The organism is Gemmobacter serpentinus, from assembly GCF_008973825.1.
Taxonomy (GTDB): Bacteria; Pseudomonadota; Alphaproteobacteria; order Rhodobacterales; family Rhodobacteraceae; genus Gemmobacter; species Gemmobacter serpentinus.
In genome coordinates, this window is the sequence record NZ_WCHR01000016.1 from 287,928 (window position 1) to 304,453 (window position 16,526).

The following is a 16,526-nucleotide window of genomic DNA, read 5'->3' on the forward strand; positions in this document are numbered from 1 at the left end:
GCCCCTGGATGGCGCAGCCCCGAGGGCCTGACCGATCGGTTTGTCTCAGAAGGCCGGATGCGGTTGGGTCAGGCGCGCGGCCAGTTCGGCGCATTGGCTGCGGATATCGGGCACGGCGGTGATTTCCCACAGGGCCGCGCGGGCGGTGGGGCCGACGGCATGAATGATCGGGGATGCCAGACCACGGGCATCGACCAGCGCCGCCTGCCGGTCGGTTTCCAGCCCGATTCGCAGCGGATCGATCCGCGCCAGACCATCAGCCAGCAGGTTCTGCACCAGTGGTGTCGCATGGGCCTCGGGGTCGCGGCGGATGCCCCGGCAATCGATGACAGCAGCCACCTGCAACCCGGCGACAACCTTGGTGCCGCGCGGACGATAGCGCAGCGTCACGCCGTCGCCTTCGCGCGTGGCGTCTAGGAAGGCACCACGTTGCAGGATCAACTGCCCGCGCGCCTGTGCCTCTTGCAGTAGGGCGGCGCTTTCGGGCGGCAGACGGTGGCGATGCACCTCCCACCAAGCGGCACCGTGGCGCAAAAAGCGGCTGCGAGTCGCGACCGGCAGGCTGGACCAAAGCGCACGGATATAGGGGCGCAACCCGTCCACCGCATCGCGCCAAGTGCCGCCTGCGGCCTCGGCCGCGCGGGCCTCAAGCCGCAGCCAGCGCAGGATTTCGGAGGCTTGGGCCCCCAGTGGCACCGCAGCCAGTTGGATCGCGCGCGGCTGACCGGCGTGGTGAACCTGCGGCAAAAGTCCGCGCCGCGACATGGCGAGGATCTCGCCCTGATGGCCGGATTTCAGCAGGGAAATCACCTGATCCACCATGGACAGCCCGGTGCCCAGAATGGCCACACGTCCCGCGCGCGGCAATTGGCCGGGCGTTTCCCATGCATCTTCCAGATGGGTGGTCGGGCGCGGACGGGCATGGCCGGTGGCCAGCAGCGCGTGATCGGCGCTGACGCGGCGGCCATCTTCCAAGTGCAGCGTCACCCGGCGCGGGCGGCTCTCGACCAGCCGGATCGCCTCGCCCTGCAGGATTACCAGCCGGCTGCTGCCGCGCCACGGATCCAGCAAGCTTTCCAGATAGCGGCCATAGGTCTGGCGCGAGACAAAACAGCCCGGCGTCTTGTCCTGCCCGTCGGCCTGCAACCAATGCAGAAAATGGTCGGGGTCATTGGGCAGCGCGCTCATATTCACCACTCGCGTGTTCAGCAGATGGTCAGGATCGGGGCTGCCATAGGCGATGCCTGCGCCCAGCCTGTCGCTGCGTTCCACAAGCGTCACGCGGCTGCGCGGGCTGGCGCGCAGCAGGTGAAAGGCCGCCAGAACACCGCTGGCACCGCCGCCAATGACAAGGGCATGAAGCTGGGCGTGGCTTTGATCATTCATGGGCGACACCGCTTCAGCGACTTCAGCGACTTCAGCGACTTCAGGGCGCGGCGCAGCAATGCGATCAGGTCGGGGCCCGGTTCGCGCGCGCCGACATCAAGGCCGGCCTTGGCGAAGATCTCTGCGAAATCGGAATCAAAGCGTCCGTCGAACATGGTGCGCACCTTTCGTCAGAGAAAGCTGGAAGGAGAGATGACAAGGGCCACGAGCGTGGCATAGGCCGCCGCCGCCAGCGAAAGCGACAGCCAGTCGCGCAGGCGTGGCGGATGACGGAACAGCACCCCGGCAGGCAGGCGTTTTGCCACGCGGCGGTCGGGGGCAGGGGAAACCTGTGATTCGATCATGGAGCACCTTCTGAGTCTGCAATTAAACTCTACAATCAGTGTCGTGATTAAGTGTCCTGTTTTGCCCCCGGTTTGGAGAACGATGTCATCGTTGCAGGCTGCCCCTGTGGAAGACCATTCCGGCCTGGGCAGAAACGGCCCCGTCGGGCGGTCTTGTCATGTCCGGGCGCATCGGGCCCGGCATTGCGCGTGACGCAACCAGAGGCGGCGGAAAATGCCATTCCGTAGAAGAATATTCTCTTTCGGGAGAAAAAATTGCTTGTTCCGTTTCCTTGCGGCACCTCCACCCCTCTGTCTATGGTCGCCGCCTGAAGCAATGGGATAGCATCCATGTCGATCACGATCCGCAATCTGACGCGCCGGTTTGGCCAGACCGAAGTCCTGCGGGGCATTGATCTGGAAATCCGCAGCGGCGAACTGGTCGCGCTGCTCGGGCCTTCGGGCAGCGGCAAGACCACGCTGTTGAAGATCATCGCGGGACTGGACTGGCCCGATGCCGGACAACTGACCGTATCGAACGAGGATTGGCTGGCGAAAAAGGCGCAGGAGCGCCGCACGGGCTTCGTGTTCCAGCATTACGCGCTGTTCCCGCATATGAATGTGCGCGAAAACATTGCCTTCGGCCTGCGGGTGCTGCCTGCGGCGCAACGCCCGGCCGAGGCGGATATTGCCGGACGCGTGGCAAAGCTGCTGCATTTCCTGCAAATCGACGCGCTCGCCTATCGTTTCCCGGCGGAGCTGTCAGGCGGGCAGCGGCAGCGCGTGGCGCTTGGCCGGGCCTTGGCGATCGATCCCGAGGTGCTGTTGCTGGATGAGCCCTTTGGCGCGCTGGATGCGCAGGTGCGGCGCGATCTGCGGCGCTGGCTGCGCGAGGTGCATGACGCCACCGGATCGACCACCATCTTCGTGACCCACGATCAGGAGGAGGCGTTCGAGCTTGCCGACCGCGTGGTGGTGATGGGTGCGGGCCGGATCGAGCAGATCGGCCGCCCCGACGAGATTTACGACAACCCGGCCACGCCCTTTGTCGCGCGCTTCCTTGGGTTGACGGTGGAACTGCCGGTTGTCGTGCGCGGCGGACGGATCGAGGCCGAGGGGCTGGACATATCTGCCCTGACGCTGCCCGCGCACCCCGATGGCCCCGCGACCCTGTTCCTGCGGCCCGCCGATATCGGGCTGGTGCCCGATCCGCGCGGGTCCTACCGCGTGACGGAACTGTCTTCGACCGGCGCGCTGCTCCGGCTGCGGCTGGAAGGTCCGGCGGATTGTAGCATCGAGGTCGAGACCCCCCGCCGTCTCGGCCAGAACCTTGCCGTGGGACAGACCGTCCTGCTGCGCCCCGAGGCGGGGCAGATTTTCCAACAGGCCGCACCGCGCGCGATCGCCCACGCCGCCTGATCCCGAATTCGAAGAAGGAGCACTCCTCGTGAAAACCTATCTGATTGCTGCTGCGCTGGCTTTTGGCCTTGCAGCGCCCGCCGTCGCGCAAGACAAGATCCTGAACGTCTCCTATGACGTGGCGCGTGAGCTGTTTGCCGAGATCAACCCGGTCTTCGCCGCCAAATGGAAGGCGGAAAGCGGCCATGACGTGGTGATCGACCAGTCGCATGGCGGATCATCCAAGCAGGCGCGCGCCATTCTGGAAGGCCTGCCAGCCGATGTGGTGACCTTCAATCAGGTGACCGATATCGACGTGCTGGCCGAGGGCGGTCTTGTTGATGCCAATTGGCGCGAGGCCTTTGGCAACAATGCCTCGCCCTACTACTCGCTGCCTGCCTTCCTGGTCCGCAAGGACAACCCGAAGGGCATCAAGGACTGGGATGATCTGGTGAAAGACGGCGTGCAGGTCGTCTTCCCGAACCCGAAAACCAGCGGCAATGCGCGCTATACCTATCTGGCGGCCTATGCCTATGCTCTGGACAAGAACGGTGGCGATCAGGCAAAGGCGCAGGAATTTGTGAAAGACCTGTTTTCGCATGTGCCGGTCTTCGATCAGGGCGGCCGCGCCTCTACCGTCACCTTCGCCGAAAAGGAAATCGGTGACGTCCTCATCACCTTTGAGGCCGAAACCGGCGGCATCGCCAAGGAATATGCCGATAAGGGCTTTGTCCGCGTGACGCCGTCGCTGTCGCTGTTCTCGGAATTCCCGGTCGCCATCGTGACTGAAAACGCCAAGAAAGCCGGCAGCGAGGCTGTGTCCAAGGCCTATCTCGACTTCCTCTATGCCCCGGAAGGTCAGCAGATCCTCGCGAAGCACTTCTACCGCGTCTATGACGAGGCCGCGAAAGCCGCGTTCGCCGCGAACTTCCCCGAAGTGAAGCTGGTCACGGTCGAAGATGTCTTCGGTGGCTGGGACAAGGTGAAGTCCGAACATTTCGCCGAAGGTGGCATCCTTGATACGGTCTTCGTGAACCAATGACCCCTGTAAACGCGCCCGCTTCGACCAGACGGTCGAAGCGGGTTCTTCCCGGTTTTGGCCTGACCATGGGCATGACGCTGACTTACCTCGGCGTCATTGTGCTTTTGCCTGTCATCGCCTTGGTGCTGAAAGGGGCCGAGATCGGCCCCGCGCGCTTTTTCGCGATTGCCACCGCGCCGCGCACCATGGCGGCCCTGCAGCTGACGCTGACCGCCGCGGCCATGGCCACGGTGTTCAACGCGGTCTATGGCCTGCTGATGGCCTGGGTGCTGGTGCGCTATGACTTCCCCGGCAAGCGTTTGTTGGATGCGATGGTGGATATCCCCTTCGCGCTGCCGACCGCCGTTGCGGGTCTGGCGCTTTCGGCGCTGTTTGCCACCAATGGCTGGTATGGTGCCCTGCTGGAGCCTTTGGGCATCAAGGTCGTCTTCACCATCTGGGGCGTGGCGGTCGCGATGTCCTTCACCTCCATCCCCTTCGTGATCCGCGCTGTGCAGCCGGTGCTGGAGGATCTGGACCCGCAATATGAACAGGCCGCCGTCACGCTTGGCGCGCATCCGTTCACGATCTTTTGCCGGGTGATCTTTCCGGCGATCCTGCCCGCCTTCTTGGTCGGCGTCACGCTGTCCTTCGCCCGATCTTTGGGCGAGTTTGGCGCGGTGGTCTTCATCGCCGGAAACCTGCCGATGGAAACCGAGATCGCCTCGCTTCTCGCGGTAATCCGGCTGGAGGAATACGACTATAACGGTGCCTCGGTCATTGCGCTGATGCTGTTGCTGATCGCGCTGCTGTTGCTGGCGGTATCCAATCTGATGCAGGCGCAGGCGCTGCGCTATAAAGGGGGCGGATCATGATGCAGGCCCCGCCCCCCGGCGCGCTGGCCCCGCGTGCCAGCCAGTTTGTGCCGCGCCTCTTGATCGGTGTCGCGCTGGCGCTGACCGCCATCTTTGTCGTGGTGCCGATGGCCTATATCTTTCACCGCGCCTTCGCCGAGGGCTGGCGGCTGTTTGCCGCGAACGTGCTGGAGCCCAACACCCTTCATGCAATCGGCCTGACCGCGCTGGTTGCGGTGCTGGTTCTGCCGGTGAACATCGCCTTTGGTATTGCCAGCGCCTGGCTGATCGCGCGCTTCACCTTTCCCGGGCGCAAGCTGCTGCTGACGCTGATCGAGATCCCGTTTTCAATCTCGCCGATCATCGCGGGCATTTGTTACCTGCTGCTTTACGGGCGGCAGGGGCTGATCGGGCCATGGCTGATCGCGCATGACATGCAGATCCTGTTCGCGCTGCCCGGCATCGTGATGGTGACGCTGTTTGTCACCGCGCCCTTCGTGATGCGCGAGGTGCTGCCCTTGATGCAGGCGCAAGGGTCGGAACAGGAACAGGCGGCGCTGACGCTTGGGGCCTCGGGCTGGCAGGTCTTCCGCCGGGTGACGCTGCCCAATATCCGCTGGGCGCTGCTTTACGGCGCGGTGCTGTGCGGCGCGCGGGCGGTCGGCGAATTTGGCGGGGTGTCGGTGGTGTCCGGCAATATCCGGGGCCAGACCAACACGCTGCCCTTGCAGATCGAACTGCTGTTCAACGATCTGAACGTGACCGGGGCCTTTGCCGCAGCGACCATGCTGACGCTGATCGCGCTGGTGGTCCTGGTGATGAAGACGCTTATGGAAATGCGGCGGGGTTGATCCCCGCCGCATCCTTTTATTCTAATATTCTGGGGGACGGGATCAGACGATCCCGCCGCCACCGCCCTTGACCTTGGGCCGCACCGCCGCGACCGCGGCGCGATAGCCAGATGCGCGATACGCCGCGACCGGATCAATCGCCGCACCCTTGCGCAGACGCGCCATGGCGAGGATCGGCTCCACATCGGTGCGGAAGCCTGCCCGCAGCGTGGCCGAGGCCATCAGCGCGTCATTGGCATCCTGATAACCGCCAAGTGCGGTACGGTCGACCAGGCTCGCCTGCACAAAGGCGCGCTCGATCTCGACGGCGGACACGATCAGGCTTTCGATCGGATCGGTCACGTTATGCGACTGATCGATCATATGCGCGAGGTTGAGGCCGGGGGTGTTTTCCAGATCTACCAGCTCGTTCCACACGAGAAACAGGCGGTAGGGTTCGATGGTGCCTGCATCCAGGTCATCGTCGCCATATTTCGAATCATTGAAGTGGAAACCACCCAGCTTGCCCGCGCGCACCAGACGCGACACGATCATCTCGATGTTCACATTCGGGGCGTGGTGGCCGAGATCGACAAGGCAGGCGGCCTTGTCGCCCAGTTCCTGCGCGATCATCAGGCTGGTGCCCCAGTCCTGCACCACGGTCGAATAGAAGGCGGGCTCGTAGATCTTGTGTTCCGAGAAGATCCGCCAGTCATCGGGCAGTGCCTTGTAGATGGCCTTCATCGACTCCAGATAGCGATCGAACTGCTTGGACAGCGAGGTTTGGCCCGGGAAGTTGGAGCCGTCCCCGATCCATACTGTCAGCGCCTTCGATCCCAGCTTGGCGCCGATTTCGATGGTTTCGATATTGTGGTCGATGGCCTGCTGGCGCGTCGTCGCCTCATTATGGGACAGCGACCCATATTTGAAGCTGAGCGGCATGTCCGCATGATCCTGGAAGGTGTTGGAGTTCATCGCATCGAACCCCAGACCGTGTTCCGCCGCCTTGGCCAGAAGGTCGGCCGGATCGGCCTTGTCCCACGGGATATGCAGTGAAACCGTGGGCGTGGCCCCGGTCAGCTTGTGGATCACACCGCAATCATCCAGCTTGTCGAAGATGTTGCGCGGCTCGCCCTCGCCCGGGAAACGGGCAAAGCGGGTGCCGCCGGTGCCGGTGCCCCAGCTGGGGACCGCCACGCCAAAGGCGCTCGCGCGGGCGGTGATCGCCTCGATATCCACGCCCCGGCGCGCAAGTTGCGCGCCAAGGGTTTCGTAATCCGCGCGCAGATTGGCCTCGCGGGCGGCGTTTTCCTGTTCGATGAGGGAGGTGTCGATCTTGGTCATGAGATGATTACCGCGTGAAGGCCTGAACGTTGCCCGCATCGACATTGAGGATATTCCCCGTCGATTTCGCGGCCAGATCGGAGGCGAAGAAATAGATGCCTTCGGCGATGTCTTCCGGCAGGACCGACCGCTTCAGCATGGAGCGGTTGCGATACATCTCCTCAAGGCCTTCCTTGTCGGTCTTGTAGGTGGAGGCGCGCTGATCCAGCCATTCGCCCGACCAGATCTTGCTGCCGCGCAAGACCGCATCGGGGTTCACCACATTCACGCGGATGCCCGCATCGGCCCCTTCCAGCGCGAGGCAGCGCGCCAGATGGATTTCAGCCGCCTTGGCGGTGCAATAGGCCGAGGCATTGGGCGAGGCCGCCAGACCGTTCTTGGAGGCCACGAAGACCACAGACCCACCGATGCCCTGGGCGCGCAGAACCTTGAACGCCTCGCGCGAGACCAGGAAATATCCGGTCGACAGGATATCCATGTTCTTGTTCCACAGCGCGAGGCTGGTTTCCTCGACCGGGGCGGAAGAGGCGATCCCGGCATTCGACACCAGGATGTCGACGCCGCCCAGTTCGACCGCCGCATGGGCATAGGCACCGATCACATCATCTTCACTGGTCACGTTCATCGCAACCGAACGCACCACATCGGCACCAAAGACCTTGGCCATGCCCGCCGCGACATCCGCCGCCGCCTTGCCGTCGATATCGGCCAGCACGACGCAGGCCCCTTCTTTCAGCAGGCGTTCGGCGGTGGCTGATCCGATGCCACCCGCCCCGCCGGTGACCAGCGCAATGCGACCGGCCAACGCCTTGGGCTTTGGCATCCGGGCCAGTTTGGCTTCTTCAAGCAGCCAGTATTCGATATCGAAGGCCTCTTGCTCCGGCAGGCCCTGATAGGTGCTGACAGCACTTGCGCCGCGCATCACATTGATCGCGTTCACATAGAACTCGCCCGAGATGCGGGCGGTGGCCTTGTCCAGCGCGAAGGTGATCATGCCGACGCCCGGCACCAGCCAGACCACGGCATTCGGGTCACGCAGGGCGGGGGAGTTGTCGTGCTTGCAGCGGTCGTAATAGGCGGCGTAATCCTGACGGTAAGCCTCGGCTGCGGCCGGAAGGCTGGCAAGCGTGGCCTCCAGATCCGGGTTGGCCGGATCGAAGGCGACGACCAGCGGGCGGATCTTGGTGCGCAGGAAGTGATCCGGACAGGAGGTGCCGAGCGGTGCCAGATCATCCAGCATATGGGAGCCGACGAAATCCAGAACCGCCTGCTGATCGTCGAAATGGCCCACCTTGTAGCGGTCTTTCGAGATCAGGCCGCGAATCACCGGCATCAGTTTGGCGGCGACGGCCCGGCGTTCGTCTGCCGGCAGGGTCGGCAGTTTGGCACCGCCGAAAGCGGGCTTGCCTGCGGTCCTGGCTTCCAGCCAGCCCGCCGCCTTGTTGATGATTTCCAGCGTGGTCAGATAGCAATCCTTGGCGTCATCGGCCCAGGTGAACAGACCATGGCTTTCCAGCACCGCGCCACGCATTCCCGGGTTTTCGGTCGCCAGCTTTTCCAGCCAGAGGCCAAGCTCGTAGCCCGGCTTTTTCCACGGCAGCCAGCCGATTTCTGTGCCGAAAATCTCTTCGGTCAGTTCTTTGGAATTGACCGAAGCGGCGATGGCGATGATTGCATCGGAATGGACGTGATCGACATGTTTCTTCGGCACATAGGCATGAAGCGGCGTGTCGATGGAGGCGGCCCGCGGATTGAGGTTGAAGGTGCAATGCGGCAGGTAGCCCACCATTTCATCCTCAAAGGCCAGACCGCGATACTTGCCTTTCAGGGCGCGCAGCTTGTCCATGTAAAGCGTGGAAAAGCCGTCCATTTTCATGGAGCCGATATCACCGCCCGAGCCCTTGACCCAAAGCACTTCGGCCATTTCGCCGGTCAGCGGGTCCCGTTCCATCACCTTGGCCGAGGTATTGCCGCCGCCATAATTGGTGACGCGCTTGTCCGACCCCAGCAGGTTGGACCGATAGAGCAGCTTCTCGGATTCGGTCATCGACGCGGCCTTGGCGTCATCCCACAGGTTTTCAAGCCGGCTCGCGGCGGGGCTCGTGGTCATGGTGTCCTCCAGTCTCGCGCGGGACGGGATTGCCGCGCCTCCTTGCTGCGAAATCATGCGGCCCCGCGACGGAATGTCAATCAGTTTCGATCAATATCAATCATTATGCAGGCGCAGAATGAGTTTCTGCGATTGAAAATGATTGACAATGATCGAATCCCCACACAATCTTCATCCCAGGGAGGACCAGATGCACGAAACTGAACGCCACAGGATCATTCTGTCCGCAGTGCAAGAGCGGCCCGTCGTCACGGTGCCCGATCTGTGCCAGCTGACCGGCGCCTCGGAGGCGACGATCCGGCGTGATATCGCGCAACTCCATGTTCAGAAAAAGTTGCGCCGGGTGCGCGGTGGTGCCGAAGCCATCGCCCCGCCCAGCTTTGTCGGCATCAATGCCCGGCCCTTTGCGGTGCAGGAAAGCATCCATGCGGTCGAAAAGCGCGCGATTGCCCGCGCGGCGGTCGATCTGTGTCAGGATGGCGATGCGATCATCATCAATGGCGGCACGACGACCTTCCAGATGGTGCATCCGCTGACCACCAAGCGCGTGCAGGTCTTCACAAACAGCTTCCCGATTGCCGAACATCTGCTGAAGCATTCGAAGAACACCGTGATGCTGCCTGCAGGCGCGCTGTATCGTGAGCAGAACATCATCCTGTCGCCCTTTGACGAGGATGGCAGCAAGCATTTCTACGCCAAGCGCATGTTCATGGGCTGCCGGGGTCTTGGCCCGCTTGGCCTGATGGAAGGCGATCCGCTGCTGATCCAGGCCGAACAAAAGCTGATCGGTCAGGCCGATGAACTGGTCGTTCTGGCCGACAGTTCCAAATTCGCCCAACGGTCGAGCCTGCTGCTCTGCCCGCTGACGCGGATCCATACCGTGATTACCGATGATCGCATCGACGACCGTGCGGCCAATATGCTGGCGGCGGCGGAGGTGCGGCTGATCGTGGCCGAGGTTGCCGCCTCGGACCGCAAGACCCGCGCGCAGCAAGACTGACGCGGCACCACACCGCACCCCGCGAGGAACGGGGTAACGCTCAGGGAGGAATACATGGGCATTCTGACGAAGGCACTGACCACGGCGGCAATCGCCACGGCGCTGATGACGGGCGGCGCACATGCCGAAACCAAACGCATCGCGCTGGTCGTGAAGGCGCTTGGAATCGGCTTCTTCGAGGCCGCCAACAAGGGCGCGCAGGAGGCCGCCAAGGAACTGGGCGATGTCGAGATCATCTATACCGGCCCGACCGACACCACCGCCGAAGGCCAGATCGAGGTGATCAACAGCCTGATCGCGCAGAAGGTCGATGCGATTGCGGTTTCCGCCAATGACACCGATGCGCTGGTGCCGACGCTGAAAAAGGCGATGGATCGCGGCATCACCGTGATTTCCTGGGATTCGGGCGTGGCCAAGGAAGGCCGCCTGATGCAGCTGAACCCGTCTTCGTCGTCGCTGATCGGCAATACCATCGTCAAGCTGGCCGCCGATCACCTGCCCGAAGGCGGTGATGTGGCCTTCCTGTCGGCCACCACCACCTCCACCAACCAGAATGTCTGGATGGCAGAGGCCACCAAGGTGCTGCCGAACTATCCGGGCATCAATGTCGTGGCAACCGTCTATGGCGATGATCTTGCAGATAAATCCTATCGCGAGACCCAAGGCCTGCTGCAGACCTATCCGAACCTGAAAGCCATCATCGCGCCGACCTCGGTCGGGATCGTGGCCGCCGCACAGGCGGTGACCGACGCGGGCAAGATCGGTGAAGTGAATGTCACCGGCCTTGGCCTTCCGTCGGAAATGGCGGGCCATGTGAAATCGGGCGCGTCCAAATCCTTCGCGATCTGGAACCCGATCGATCTGGGCTATTCGGCCACGATGATCGCCTATCACCTGTCGAATGGTGACGCCAAGGCCGAACCAGGTGCCGAAATTTCGATGGGCCGCATGGGCACCGTGAAGCTGGACGAAAACACCGAAGGCGCCATGGCAGACCCCTTCACCTATGATGCTTCGAACATCGACGCGTTCTCTTCGATCTTCTGATCGGCGGACCCGTTGCGTTCTGGCCCGGCCGCCTTTCCGGCCGGGCCTTCCCCTTCTCAAATCGCAGGGCTGACCCATGCAGGCGCAATCCGCTTCCGGCACGACCCCGGTGCTGAGCCTTCGCGGCATCTCCAAAAGTTTTCCCGGTGTGCGCGCGCTCAATGGCGTGCAACTGGATCTTTACCCCGGACAGGTCACCGCCCTGATCGGCGAGAATGGCGCGGGCAAATCCACCATCGTGAAGATCCTGACCGGCATCTATCAGCCCGATGAGGGCACGATCACCGTGGGCGGGCAGGATCTGCGCTTTCCGACCGCGCAGGCGGCCAGCGATGCGGGTGTGACCGCGATCCATCAGGAAACCGTGCTGTTCGATGAGCTGACGGTGGCCGAGAATATCTTTATCGGCCATGCCCCGCGCGGGCGCTTTGGCCTGATCGACACCCGCCGGATGGAGGCCGAGGCTGCGCGCCTTCTGGCCTCCATCGGGGCGGATCTGTCGCCCAAAGCGCGGCTGCGCGATCTTGGCATCGCCTCGCGCCACCTTGTCGCCATTGCACGGGCGCTGTCGGTCGATGCGCGCGTCGTCATCATGGACGAGCCGACCGCCGCCCTGTCGCATAAGGAAATCCATGAGCTTTACGAACTGGTCGAGACGCTGAAGGCGCAGGGCAAGGCGATCCTGTTCATCAGCCACAAGTTCGACGAGATCTTCCGCATCGCCGATCGCTGGACCGTGTTCCGCGATGGCCAGTTCATCGAAGACGGCACCATGGCCGAGGTGAACGAGGCCCGGCTGGTGCAATTGATGGTGGGCCGTTCGGTCGACCAGATCTATCCCAAGCGCCCGTCGCAGATCGGCAAGCCAGTGCTGACGGTTGCGGGCTACAGCCACCCGACCGAGTTCGAGGATATCGGTTTCACCCTGCATGAAGGTGAGATCCTGGGTTTTTACGGTCTGGTCGGTGCCGGCCGATCCGAGGTGATGCAGGCGCTGTTCGGCATCACCAAACCTTCACGCGGGGCCTGCCGGATCGCCGGTCAGGTTCAGGTGATCCGCACCACCGCCGAAGCGGTCGAGGCGGGCATCGTCTATGTCCCCGAGGATCGCGGCCGTCAGGGCGCGGTGAAGGGGATGCCGATCTTCCAGAACGTCACGCTGCCCTCGCTCCATCGCACTTCGCGCGCGGGGTTCCTGCGCCTGTCCGAAGAATTTGCGCTGGCGCGTGACTATACCCAGCGGCTGGACCTGCGGGCGGCAAGTCTGGATCAGGATGTGGGGCTCTTGTCGGGCGGCAATCAGCAAAAGGTGGTCATCGCCAAATGGCTGGCCACCCGCCCGCGCGTCATCATCCTGGACGAACCCACCAAGGGCATCGACATCGGATCGAAGGCGGCCGTGCATGACTTCATGTCGGAACTGGCTGCCCAAGGCTTGGCTGTCATCATGGTCAGTTCGGAAATCCCCGAGGTTCTGGGCATGTCCGACCGGGTGATCGTGATGCGCGAAGGCAGGATCGCCGCCGAATTTGCAGGTGACGACATGACCCCTGAAAATCTGGTCCGCGCCGCCGTGGGCATCGAGGAGGCCGCATAAGATGTGGAAATCGCGTGAGGCCATTCTGGCCCTGGCCGTTCTGGCGCTGCTGGCGGTGATTGCCAGCCGCTTTCCGGCCTTCATCCTGCCGGGCAATCTGGCCCGGGTCTTTACCGATACTTCACCGCTCATCATTCTGGCGCTTGGCCAGATGGTGGTGATCCTGACCAAATGTATCGATCTGTCGGTCGCGGCCAATCTGGCGCTGTGCGGCATGATCGCCGCTATGCTGAACGGCATGGGTGTGCCGCTGCCGCTGATCCTGCTGATCGTGTTGGCGCTTGGTGCTGCCCTTGGCGCGGTGAATGGTTTGCTGGTCTGGAAGGTCAATATCCCCTCCATCGTGGTGACCTTGGGCACGATGACCATCTATCGCGGCGTGATCTTCCTGTTGACCGATGGCAAATGGATCAATGCCCACCAGATGACCGATGGTTTCAAGGCTTTTCCGCGCACCAGCATTCTTGGCCTGCCGGTGATGGGGTGGATCGCGATTCTGACTGTGATCGCCGTGGCCGTGCTGGTGAACCGCACGCCGCTTGGCCGCGCCTTCTATGCCGTTGGTGGCAATCCACATGCGGCCGTCTATACCGGCATTTCGGTCGGGCGGACCCAATTCGTGGCCTTCGTGCTGTCGGGAGCCTTGGCCGGGCTTGCGGGTTACCTCTGGGTTGCGCGTTATGCCGTGGCCTATGTCGATATCGCGGGCGGGTTTGAGCTGGATGTGGTTGCGGCCTGTGTGATCGGCGGTATCGCCATTGCAGGCGGCGCCGGTTCGGTGACCGGCTGCCTGCTGGGCGCGCTGTTTCTTGGCATCGTCAAGAACGCGCTGCCCGTCATCGGCATCTCGCCCTTCTGGCAGATGGCGATTTCCGGCACCGCGATCCTGATCGCCATCGCCTTCAATGCGCGCGGGCAGGGCCCGAAGGGGCGCATCATTCTGAAACAGGCGGAGCATCGCGCATGAGCACCCCGACCCCCCGTCAGATCCCCGACCGCCTTGCCTCGCCGCTGGCGCGCCGCCTGAAAAGCTGGGAAGCCCTGCTGCTTGCGGTGGCGATTGCGATCTTCATCGCCAATTCCATCGCCTCGCCCTATTTCCTCGATCCGTGGAACCTGTCGGATGCGAGCTTCAACTTCACCGAAAAGGCGATGATCGCCTTTGCCATGGCCATGCTGATCATCGCGGGCGATATCGACCTGTCGGTCGCCTCGATCATCGCGCTGTGCTCCACCGTGATGGGGGTTGCGATGATGGCGGGCGCGCCGGTCTGGGTGCTGGTCGGGCTTGGCCTTGGCACCGGGCTGTTGTGTGGTGCCTTCAACGGGCTGCTGGTTGCGGGCATGGGCCTGCCCTCGATCGTGGTTACCATCGGCACCATGAGCCTGTTCCGCGGCATCAGCTATATCGTGCTGGGCGACGGGGCTTTCACCGGATACCCCAGTGATTTCAGCTGGTTCGGGCAGGGTTATGTCTGGTGGGTGTTCAGTGTCGAACTGGCGCTGTTTGCCGCCCTCGCCGTGATGTTCGGCCTGCTGCTGCATGGCACCAGCTTTGGCCGCACCGTCTATGCCATTGGCAACAACGCGACCGCCGCGCGGTTTTCCGGCATCCGGGTGGACCGTGTCCGCTTCATCCTGTTCCTGCTGACAGGGGTGATGAGCGGCCTTGCCGCCGTCTGCCTGACGTCGCGTCTGGGATCCACCCGCCCCTCCATCGCGACCGGGTTCGAGCTTGAGGTGGTGACTATGGTGGTGCTGGGCGGCGTCAATATCCTTGGCGGCTCCGGCTCGATCCCAGGCGTGGTGATCGCGGCGCTGGTCATGGGGCTGGTGACCTTCGGCCTTGGCCTGCTGAATGTGCCAGGCATCGTGATGTCGATCATCGTGGGCCTGTTGCTGATCGGGGTGATCGCCCTGCCGCGCCTCTGGGCGATGTGGAGGAAATGATGGAAAAATATGCCTTCCGCATGACCCTGAATCCCGGGATGGAGGCCGAATATCGCCGCCGCCATGACGAGATCTGGCCGGAGCTGGTGAGCCTGTTGAAAGCGGCCGGGGTTGAGGATTACTCGATCCACCTTGATCCCGAGACCAATGCGCTGTTCGGCGTGTTGTGGCGGCGCAAGGATCACGGCATGGCGGATCTGCCCGCCCATCCGGTGATGCAACGCTGGTGGGCGCATATGGCCGATGTCATGGCGGCCCATCCCGACAATGAGCCGGTGGCGGTGCCGCTGGTGCCAATGTTCCACCTGCCATGAAGCACATCGCCGTCATCGATATTGGCAAGACCAATGCCAAACTTGCGCTGGTCGGTGCTGATGACCTGCGCGAGATTGCCGTGGTTACCCGCCCCAACCGCGTGTTGGCCGGTCCGCCCTATCCGCATTTCGATCTGGAAGGGCATTGGGCTTTCTTCCTGCAGCATCTGGCGGCCTTTCATGCGGCCCATGGGATCGATGCGATTTCGGTCACGACCCATGGCGCATCCTGTGTGCTGCTGGACGCGGCGGGCGATCTGGCCGCGCCGATGCTGGATTATGAGCATACCGGTCCGGATGACCTGACCGCAGACTATGATGCGATCCGCCCGGCCTTCGCCGAGACCGGGTCGGCGCGCCTGCCGATGGGCCTGAATGTGGGCGCGCAGCTGCATTGGTTCTTGCAAACCCAGCCCGGGCTTGACGCGCGGCTGGCCCATGTCCTGACCTATCCGCAATATTGGGGTTTTCGCCTGACCGGGCAGATGGCGACGGATGTGACCTCACTTGGCTGCCATACCGACCTCTGGAATCCGTGGGAGAAGCGGTTTTCCGGTCTGGTGGATCAGCTTGGGCTGGCGGGGCGTATCGCCCCAGCCCGCCGTTCTGCCGAAGTGATCGGGCAGCTGCGCCCGGAACTGGCGCTGCAAACCGGGCTGCCCGCCGATACGCCGGTGACCGTCGGCATCCATGATTCCAATGCCTCGCTCTATCCCTATGTGTTGGGCCGTGATGTGCCGTTTGCGGTGGTCTCCACCGGCACATGGGTGGTGGCCATGGCGGTAGGGGGCGACGCTGTGGCGCTGGATCCGACCCGGGATGTGCTGGTGAATGTGAACGCGCTTGGTGATGCCGTGCCATCGGCCCGCTTCATGGGGGGGCGCGAGTTCGAGCTGATCCGTGCGGGCAGCGATGCGGTGGCGGTCGAGGCCGACCGCGCCGCCGTGCTTGCCGCAGGCAGCATGATCCTGCCTGCGGTGGAGCCAGCCTCGGGGCCCTTCCCTGGCCGCAAGATGCGCTGGCTGGCCGAGCCTGCGGGTGCAGGCGCGCGCATGGTCGCGTTGTCCTGGTATCTGGCCCTTATGACCGACACCTGCCTGCGTCTGATTGGTGCGCGCGGGGCCACGATCATCGAGGGCCCTTTTGCCCGCAATCCGGATTATCTGGCGATGCTGACGGCGCTGCGTCCCGAAGGGGTGGAGATCGCGGCCTCTGCCACCGGGACCTCTGTCGGGGCGGCGCTGCTTTGCCTTGAGGCGGCAGCGACTGTGCCGACGGCGACCATTGCCGCACCACCAGAGGTGGATGCGCTGCGCGCCTATGCCGCCCGCTGGCAGGCACAGATCTAGGCG

General features: G+C 63.3%; 16 protein-coding genes. 11 read left to right on the forward strand and 5 right to left on the reverse strand.

Annotated elements, in window-relative coordinates; genetic code table 11:
- Window positions 1-45 precede the first annotated feature (45 nt).
- Genes GBJ34_RS09630 through GBJ34_RS20525 form a run of 3 tightly spaced genes read right to left on the reverse strand, consistent with a single transcriptional unit; the run spans window position 46 to window position 1,730 of the window.
- Window positions 46-1,386: an FAD/NAD(P)-binding protein gene (locus GBJ34_RS09630; protein ID WP_151719045.1), complete on the reverse strand. Its 1,341-nt coding sequence runs from the start codon at window positions 1,384-1,386 to the stop codon at window positions 46-48.
- Entirely contained in the window at window positions 1,383-1,541 is a 159-nt protein-coding gene (locus GBJ34_RS20520) for a hypothetical protein (RefSeq protein WP_192931167.1), read from the reverse strand. Before GBJ34_RS20520 ends, GBJ34_RS09630 begins: the two co-directional genes overlap by 4 nt.
- A gap of 15 nt (window positions 1,542-1,556) precedes the next feature.
- Window positions 1,557-1,730 (reverse strand): hypothetical protein, encoded by a 174-nt coding sequence (locus GBJ34_RS20525; RefSeq protein ID WP_192931168.1) that lies wholly within the window; start codon window positions 1,728-1,730, stop codon window positions 1,557-1,559.
- 330 nt (window positions 1,731-2,060) lie between these two features.
- Here GBJ34_RS20525 and GBJ34_RS09635 point away from each other — a divergent pair, with 330 nt between their 5' ends.
- The 4 genes from GBJ34_RS09635 to cysW are packed head-to-tail and all read left to right on the forward strand — an operon-like array spanning window position 2,061 to window position 5,833.
- Window positions 2,061-3,128: a sulfate/molybdate ABC transporter ATP-binding protein gene (locus GBJ34_RS09635; protein ID WP_151719046.1), complete on the forward strand. Its 1,068-nt coding sequence runs from the start codon at window positions 2,061-2,063 to the stop codon at window positions 3,126-3,128.
- A gap of 28 nt (window positions 3,129-3,156) precedes the next feature.
- The gene (locus GBJ34_RS09640) at window positions 3,157-4,149 is read left to right on the forward strand and encodes a sulfate ABC transporter substrate-binding protein (RefSeq protein ID WP_151719047.1); all 993 of its coding nucleotides are present in this window, start codon (window positions 3,157-3,159) and stop codon (window positions 4,147-4,149) included.
- Window positions 4,146-5,003 carry a sulfate ABC transporter permease subunit CysT gene (cysT, locus tag GBJ34_RS09645; protein ID WP_151719048.1) on the forward strand — a complete coding sequence of 286 codons (858 nt, stop codon included), beginning with the start codon at window positions 4,146-4,148 and terminating at the stop codon, window positions 5,001-5,003. The genes GBJ34_RS09640 and cysT overlap by 4 nt, the downstream gene beginning before the upstream one ends.
- Entirely contained in the window at window positions 5,003-5,833 is an 831-nt protein-coding gene (gene cysW, locus GBJ34_RS09650) for a sulfate ABC transporter permease subunit CysW (RefSeq protein WP_404811417.1), read from the forward strand. Before cysT ends, cysW begins: the two co-directional genes overlap by 1 nt.
- A 42-nt stretch (window positions 5,834-5,875) precedes the next feature.
- On the opposite strand, the gene rhaI is transcribed toward cysW, so the two are convergent.
- Both rhaI and GBJ34_RS09660 read right to left on the reverse strand, forming a co-directional pair.
- Window positions 5,876-7,156: an L-rhamnose catabolism isomerase gene (gene rhaI, locus GBJ34_RS09655; RefSeq protein WP_151719050.1), complete on the reverse strand. Its 1,281-nt coding sequence runs from the start codon at window positions 7,154-7,156 to the stop codon at window positions 5,876-5,878.
- Between the two features lie 7 nt (window positions 7,157-7,163).
- Window positions 7,164-9,266 carry a bifunctional rhamnulose-1-phosphate aldolase/short-chain dehydrogenase gene (locus GBJ34_RS09660; protein ID WP_151719051.1) on the reverse strand — a complete coding sequence of 701 codons (2,103 nt, stop codon included), beginning with the start codon at window positions 9,264-9,266 and terminating at the stop codon, window positions 7,164-7,166.
- A gap of 190 nt (window positions 9,267-9,456) precedes the next feature.
- Here GBJ34_RS09660 and GBJ34_RS09665 point away from each other — a divergent pair, with 190 nt between their 5' ends.
- The 7 genes from GBJ34_RS09665 to GBJ34_RS09695 all read left to right on the forward strand — a co-directional run bounded on the left by GBJ34_RS09665 (window position 9,457) and on the right by GBJ34_RS09695 (window position 16,523).
- Window positions 9,457-10,266: a DeoR/GlpR family DNA-binding transcription regulator gene (locus GBJ34_RS09665; protein ID WP_151719052.1), complete on the forward strand. Its 810-nt coding sequence runs from the start codon at window positions 9,457-9,459 to the stop codon at window positions 10,264-10,266.
- A gap of 54 nt (window positions 10,267-10,320) precedes the next feature.
- Window positions 10,321-11,313, forward strand: a complete 993-nt coding sequence (gene rhaS, locus GBJ34_RS09670) for a rhamnose ABC transporter substrate-binding protein (RefSeq protein WP_151719053.1) — start codon at window positions 10,321-10,323, stop codon at window positions 11,311-11,313.
- A 76-nt stretch (window positions 11,314-11,389) separates the two neighbouring features.
- Entirely contained in the window at window positions 11,390-12,910 is a 1,521-nt protein-coding gene (locus GBJ34_RS09675) for a sugar ABC transporter ATP-binding protein (protein ID WP_151719054.1), read from the forward strand.
- Window position 12,911: 1 nt separating this feature from the next.
- Complete coding sequence (locus GBJ34_RS09680; protein ID WP_151719055.1) at window positions 12,912-13,877, forward strand: ABC transporter permease; 966 nt, start codon at window positions 12,912-12,914, stop codon at window positions 13,875-13,877.
- Window positions 13,874-14,860: an ABC transporter permease gene (locus GBJ34_RS09685; RefSeq protein ID WP_151719056.1), complete on the forward strand. Its 987-nt coding sequence runs from the start codon at window positions 13,874-13,876 to the stop codon at window positions 14,858-14,860. Before GBJ34_RS09680 ends, GBJ34_RS09685 begins: the two co-directional genes overlap by 4 nt.
- Window positions 14,860-15,174 carry an L-rhamnose mutarotase gene (gene rhaM / locus GBJ34_RS09690; protein WP_226341112.1) on the forward strand — a complete coding sequence of 105 codons (315 nt, stop codon included), beginning with the start codon at window positions 14,860-14,862 and terminating at the stop codon, window positions 15,172-15,174. Before GBJ34_RS09685 ends, rhaM begins: the two co-directional genes overlap by 1 nt.
- Complete coding sequence (locus GBJ34_RS09695; RefSeq protein ID WP_151719058.1) at window positions 15,171-16,523, forward strand: FGGY-family carbohydrate kinase; 1,353 nt, start codon at window positions 15,171-15,173, stop codon at window positions 16,521-16,523. Before rhaM ends, GBJ34_RS09695 begins: the two co-directional genes overlap by 4 nt.
- Window positions 16,524-16,526: the final 3 nt, after the last annotated feature.

What these genes read in the sequence shown, in the direction of transcription:
- GBJ34_RS09630 (WP_151719045.1), bottom strand. Translation starts at nt 1,386, where the DNA reads ATGAATGATCAAAGCCACGCCCAGCTTCATGCCCTTGTCATTGGCGGC.
- GBJ34_RS20520 (WP_192931167.1), bottom strand. Translation starts at nt 1,541, where the DNA reads ATGTTCGACGGACGCTTTGATTCCGATTTCGCAGAGATCTTCGCCAAG.
- GBJ34_RS20525 (WP_192931168.1), bottom strand. Translation starts at nt 1,730, where the DNA reads ATGATCGAATCACAGGTTTCCCCTGCCCCCGACCGCCGCGTGGCAAAA.
- GBJ34_RS09635 (WP_151719046.1), top strand. Translation starts at nt 2,061, where the DNA reads ATGTCGATCACGATCCGCAATCTGACGCGCCGGTTTGGCCAGACCGAA.
- cysT (WP_151719048.1), top strand. Translation starts at nt 4,146, where the DNA reads ATGACCCCTGTAAACGCGCCCGCTTCGACCAGACGGTCGAAGCGGGTT.
- cysW (WP_404811417.1), top strand. Translation starts at nt 5,003, where the DNA reads ATGCAGGCCCCGCCCCCCGGCGCGCTGGCCCCGCGTGCCAGCCAGTTT.
- rhaI (WP_151719050.1), bottom strand. Translation starts at nt 7,156, where the DNA reads ATGACCAAGATCGACACCTCCCTCATCGAACAGGAAAACGCCGCCCGC.
- GBJ34_RS09660 (WP_151719051.1), bottom strand. Translation starts at nt 9,266, where the DNA reads ATGACCACGAGCCCCGCCGCGAGCCGGCTTGAAAACCTGTGGGATGAC.
- GBJ34_RS09665 (WP_151719052.1), top strand. Translation starts at nt 9,457, where the DNA reads ATGCACGAAACTGAACGCCACAGGATCATTCTGTCCGCAGTGCAAGAG.
- rhaS (WP_151719053.1), top strand. Translation starts at nt 10,321, where the DNA reads ATGGGCATTCTGACGAAGGCACTGACCACGGCGGCAATCGCCACGGCG.
- GBJ34_RS09675 (WP_151719054.1), top strand. Translation starts at nt 11,390, where the DNA reads ATGCAGGCGCAATCCGCTTCCGGCACGACCCCGGTGCTGAGCCTTCGC.
- GBJ34_RS09680 (WP_151719055.1), top strand. Translation starts at nt 12,912, where the DNA reads ATGTGGAAATCGCGTGAGGCCATTCTGGCCCTGGCCGTTCTGGCGCTG.
- GBJ34_RS09685 (WP_151719056.1), top strand. Translation starts at nt 13,874, where the DNA reads ATGAGCACCCCGACCCCCCGTCAGATCCCCGACCGCCTTGCCTCGCCG.
- rhaM (WP_226341112.1), top strand. Translation starts at nt 14,860, where the DNA reads ATGGAAAAATATGCCTTCCGCATGACCCTGAATCCCGGGATGGAGGCC.
- GBJ34_RS09695 (WP_151719058.1), top strand. Translation starts at nt 15,171, where the DNA reads ATGAAGCACATCGCCGTCATCGATATTGGCAAGACCAATGCCAAACTT.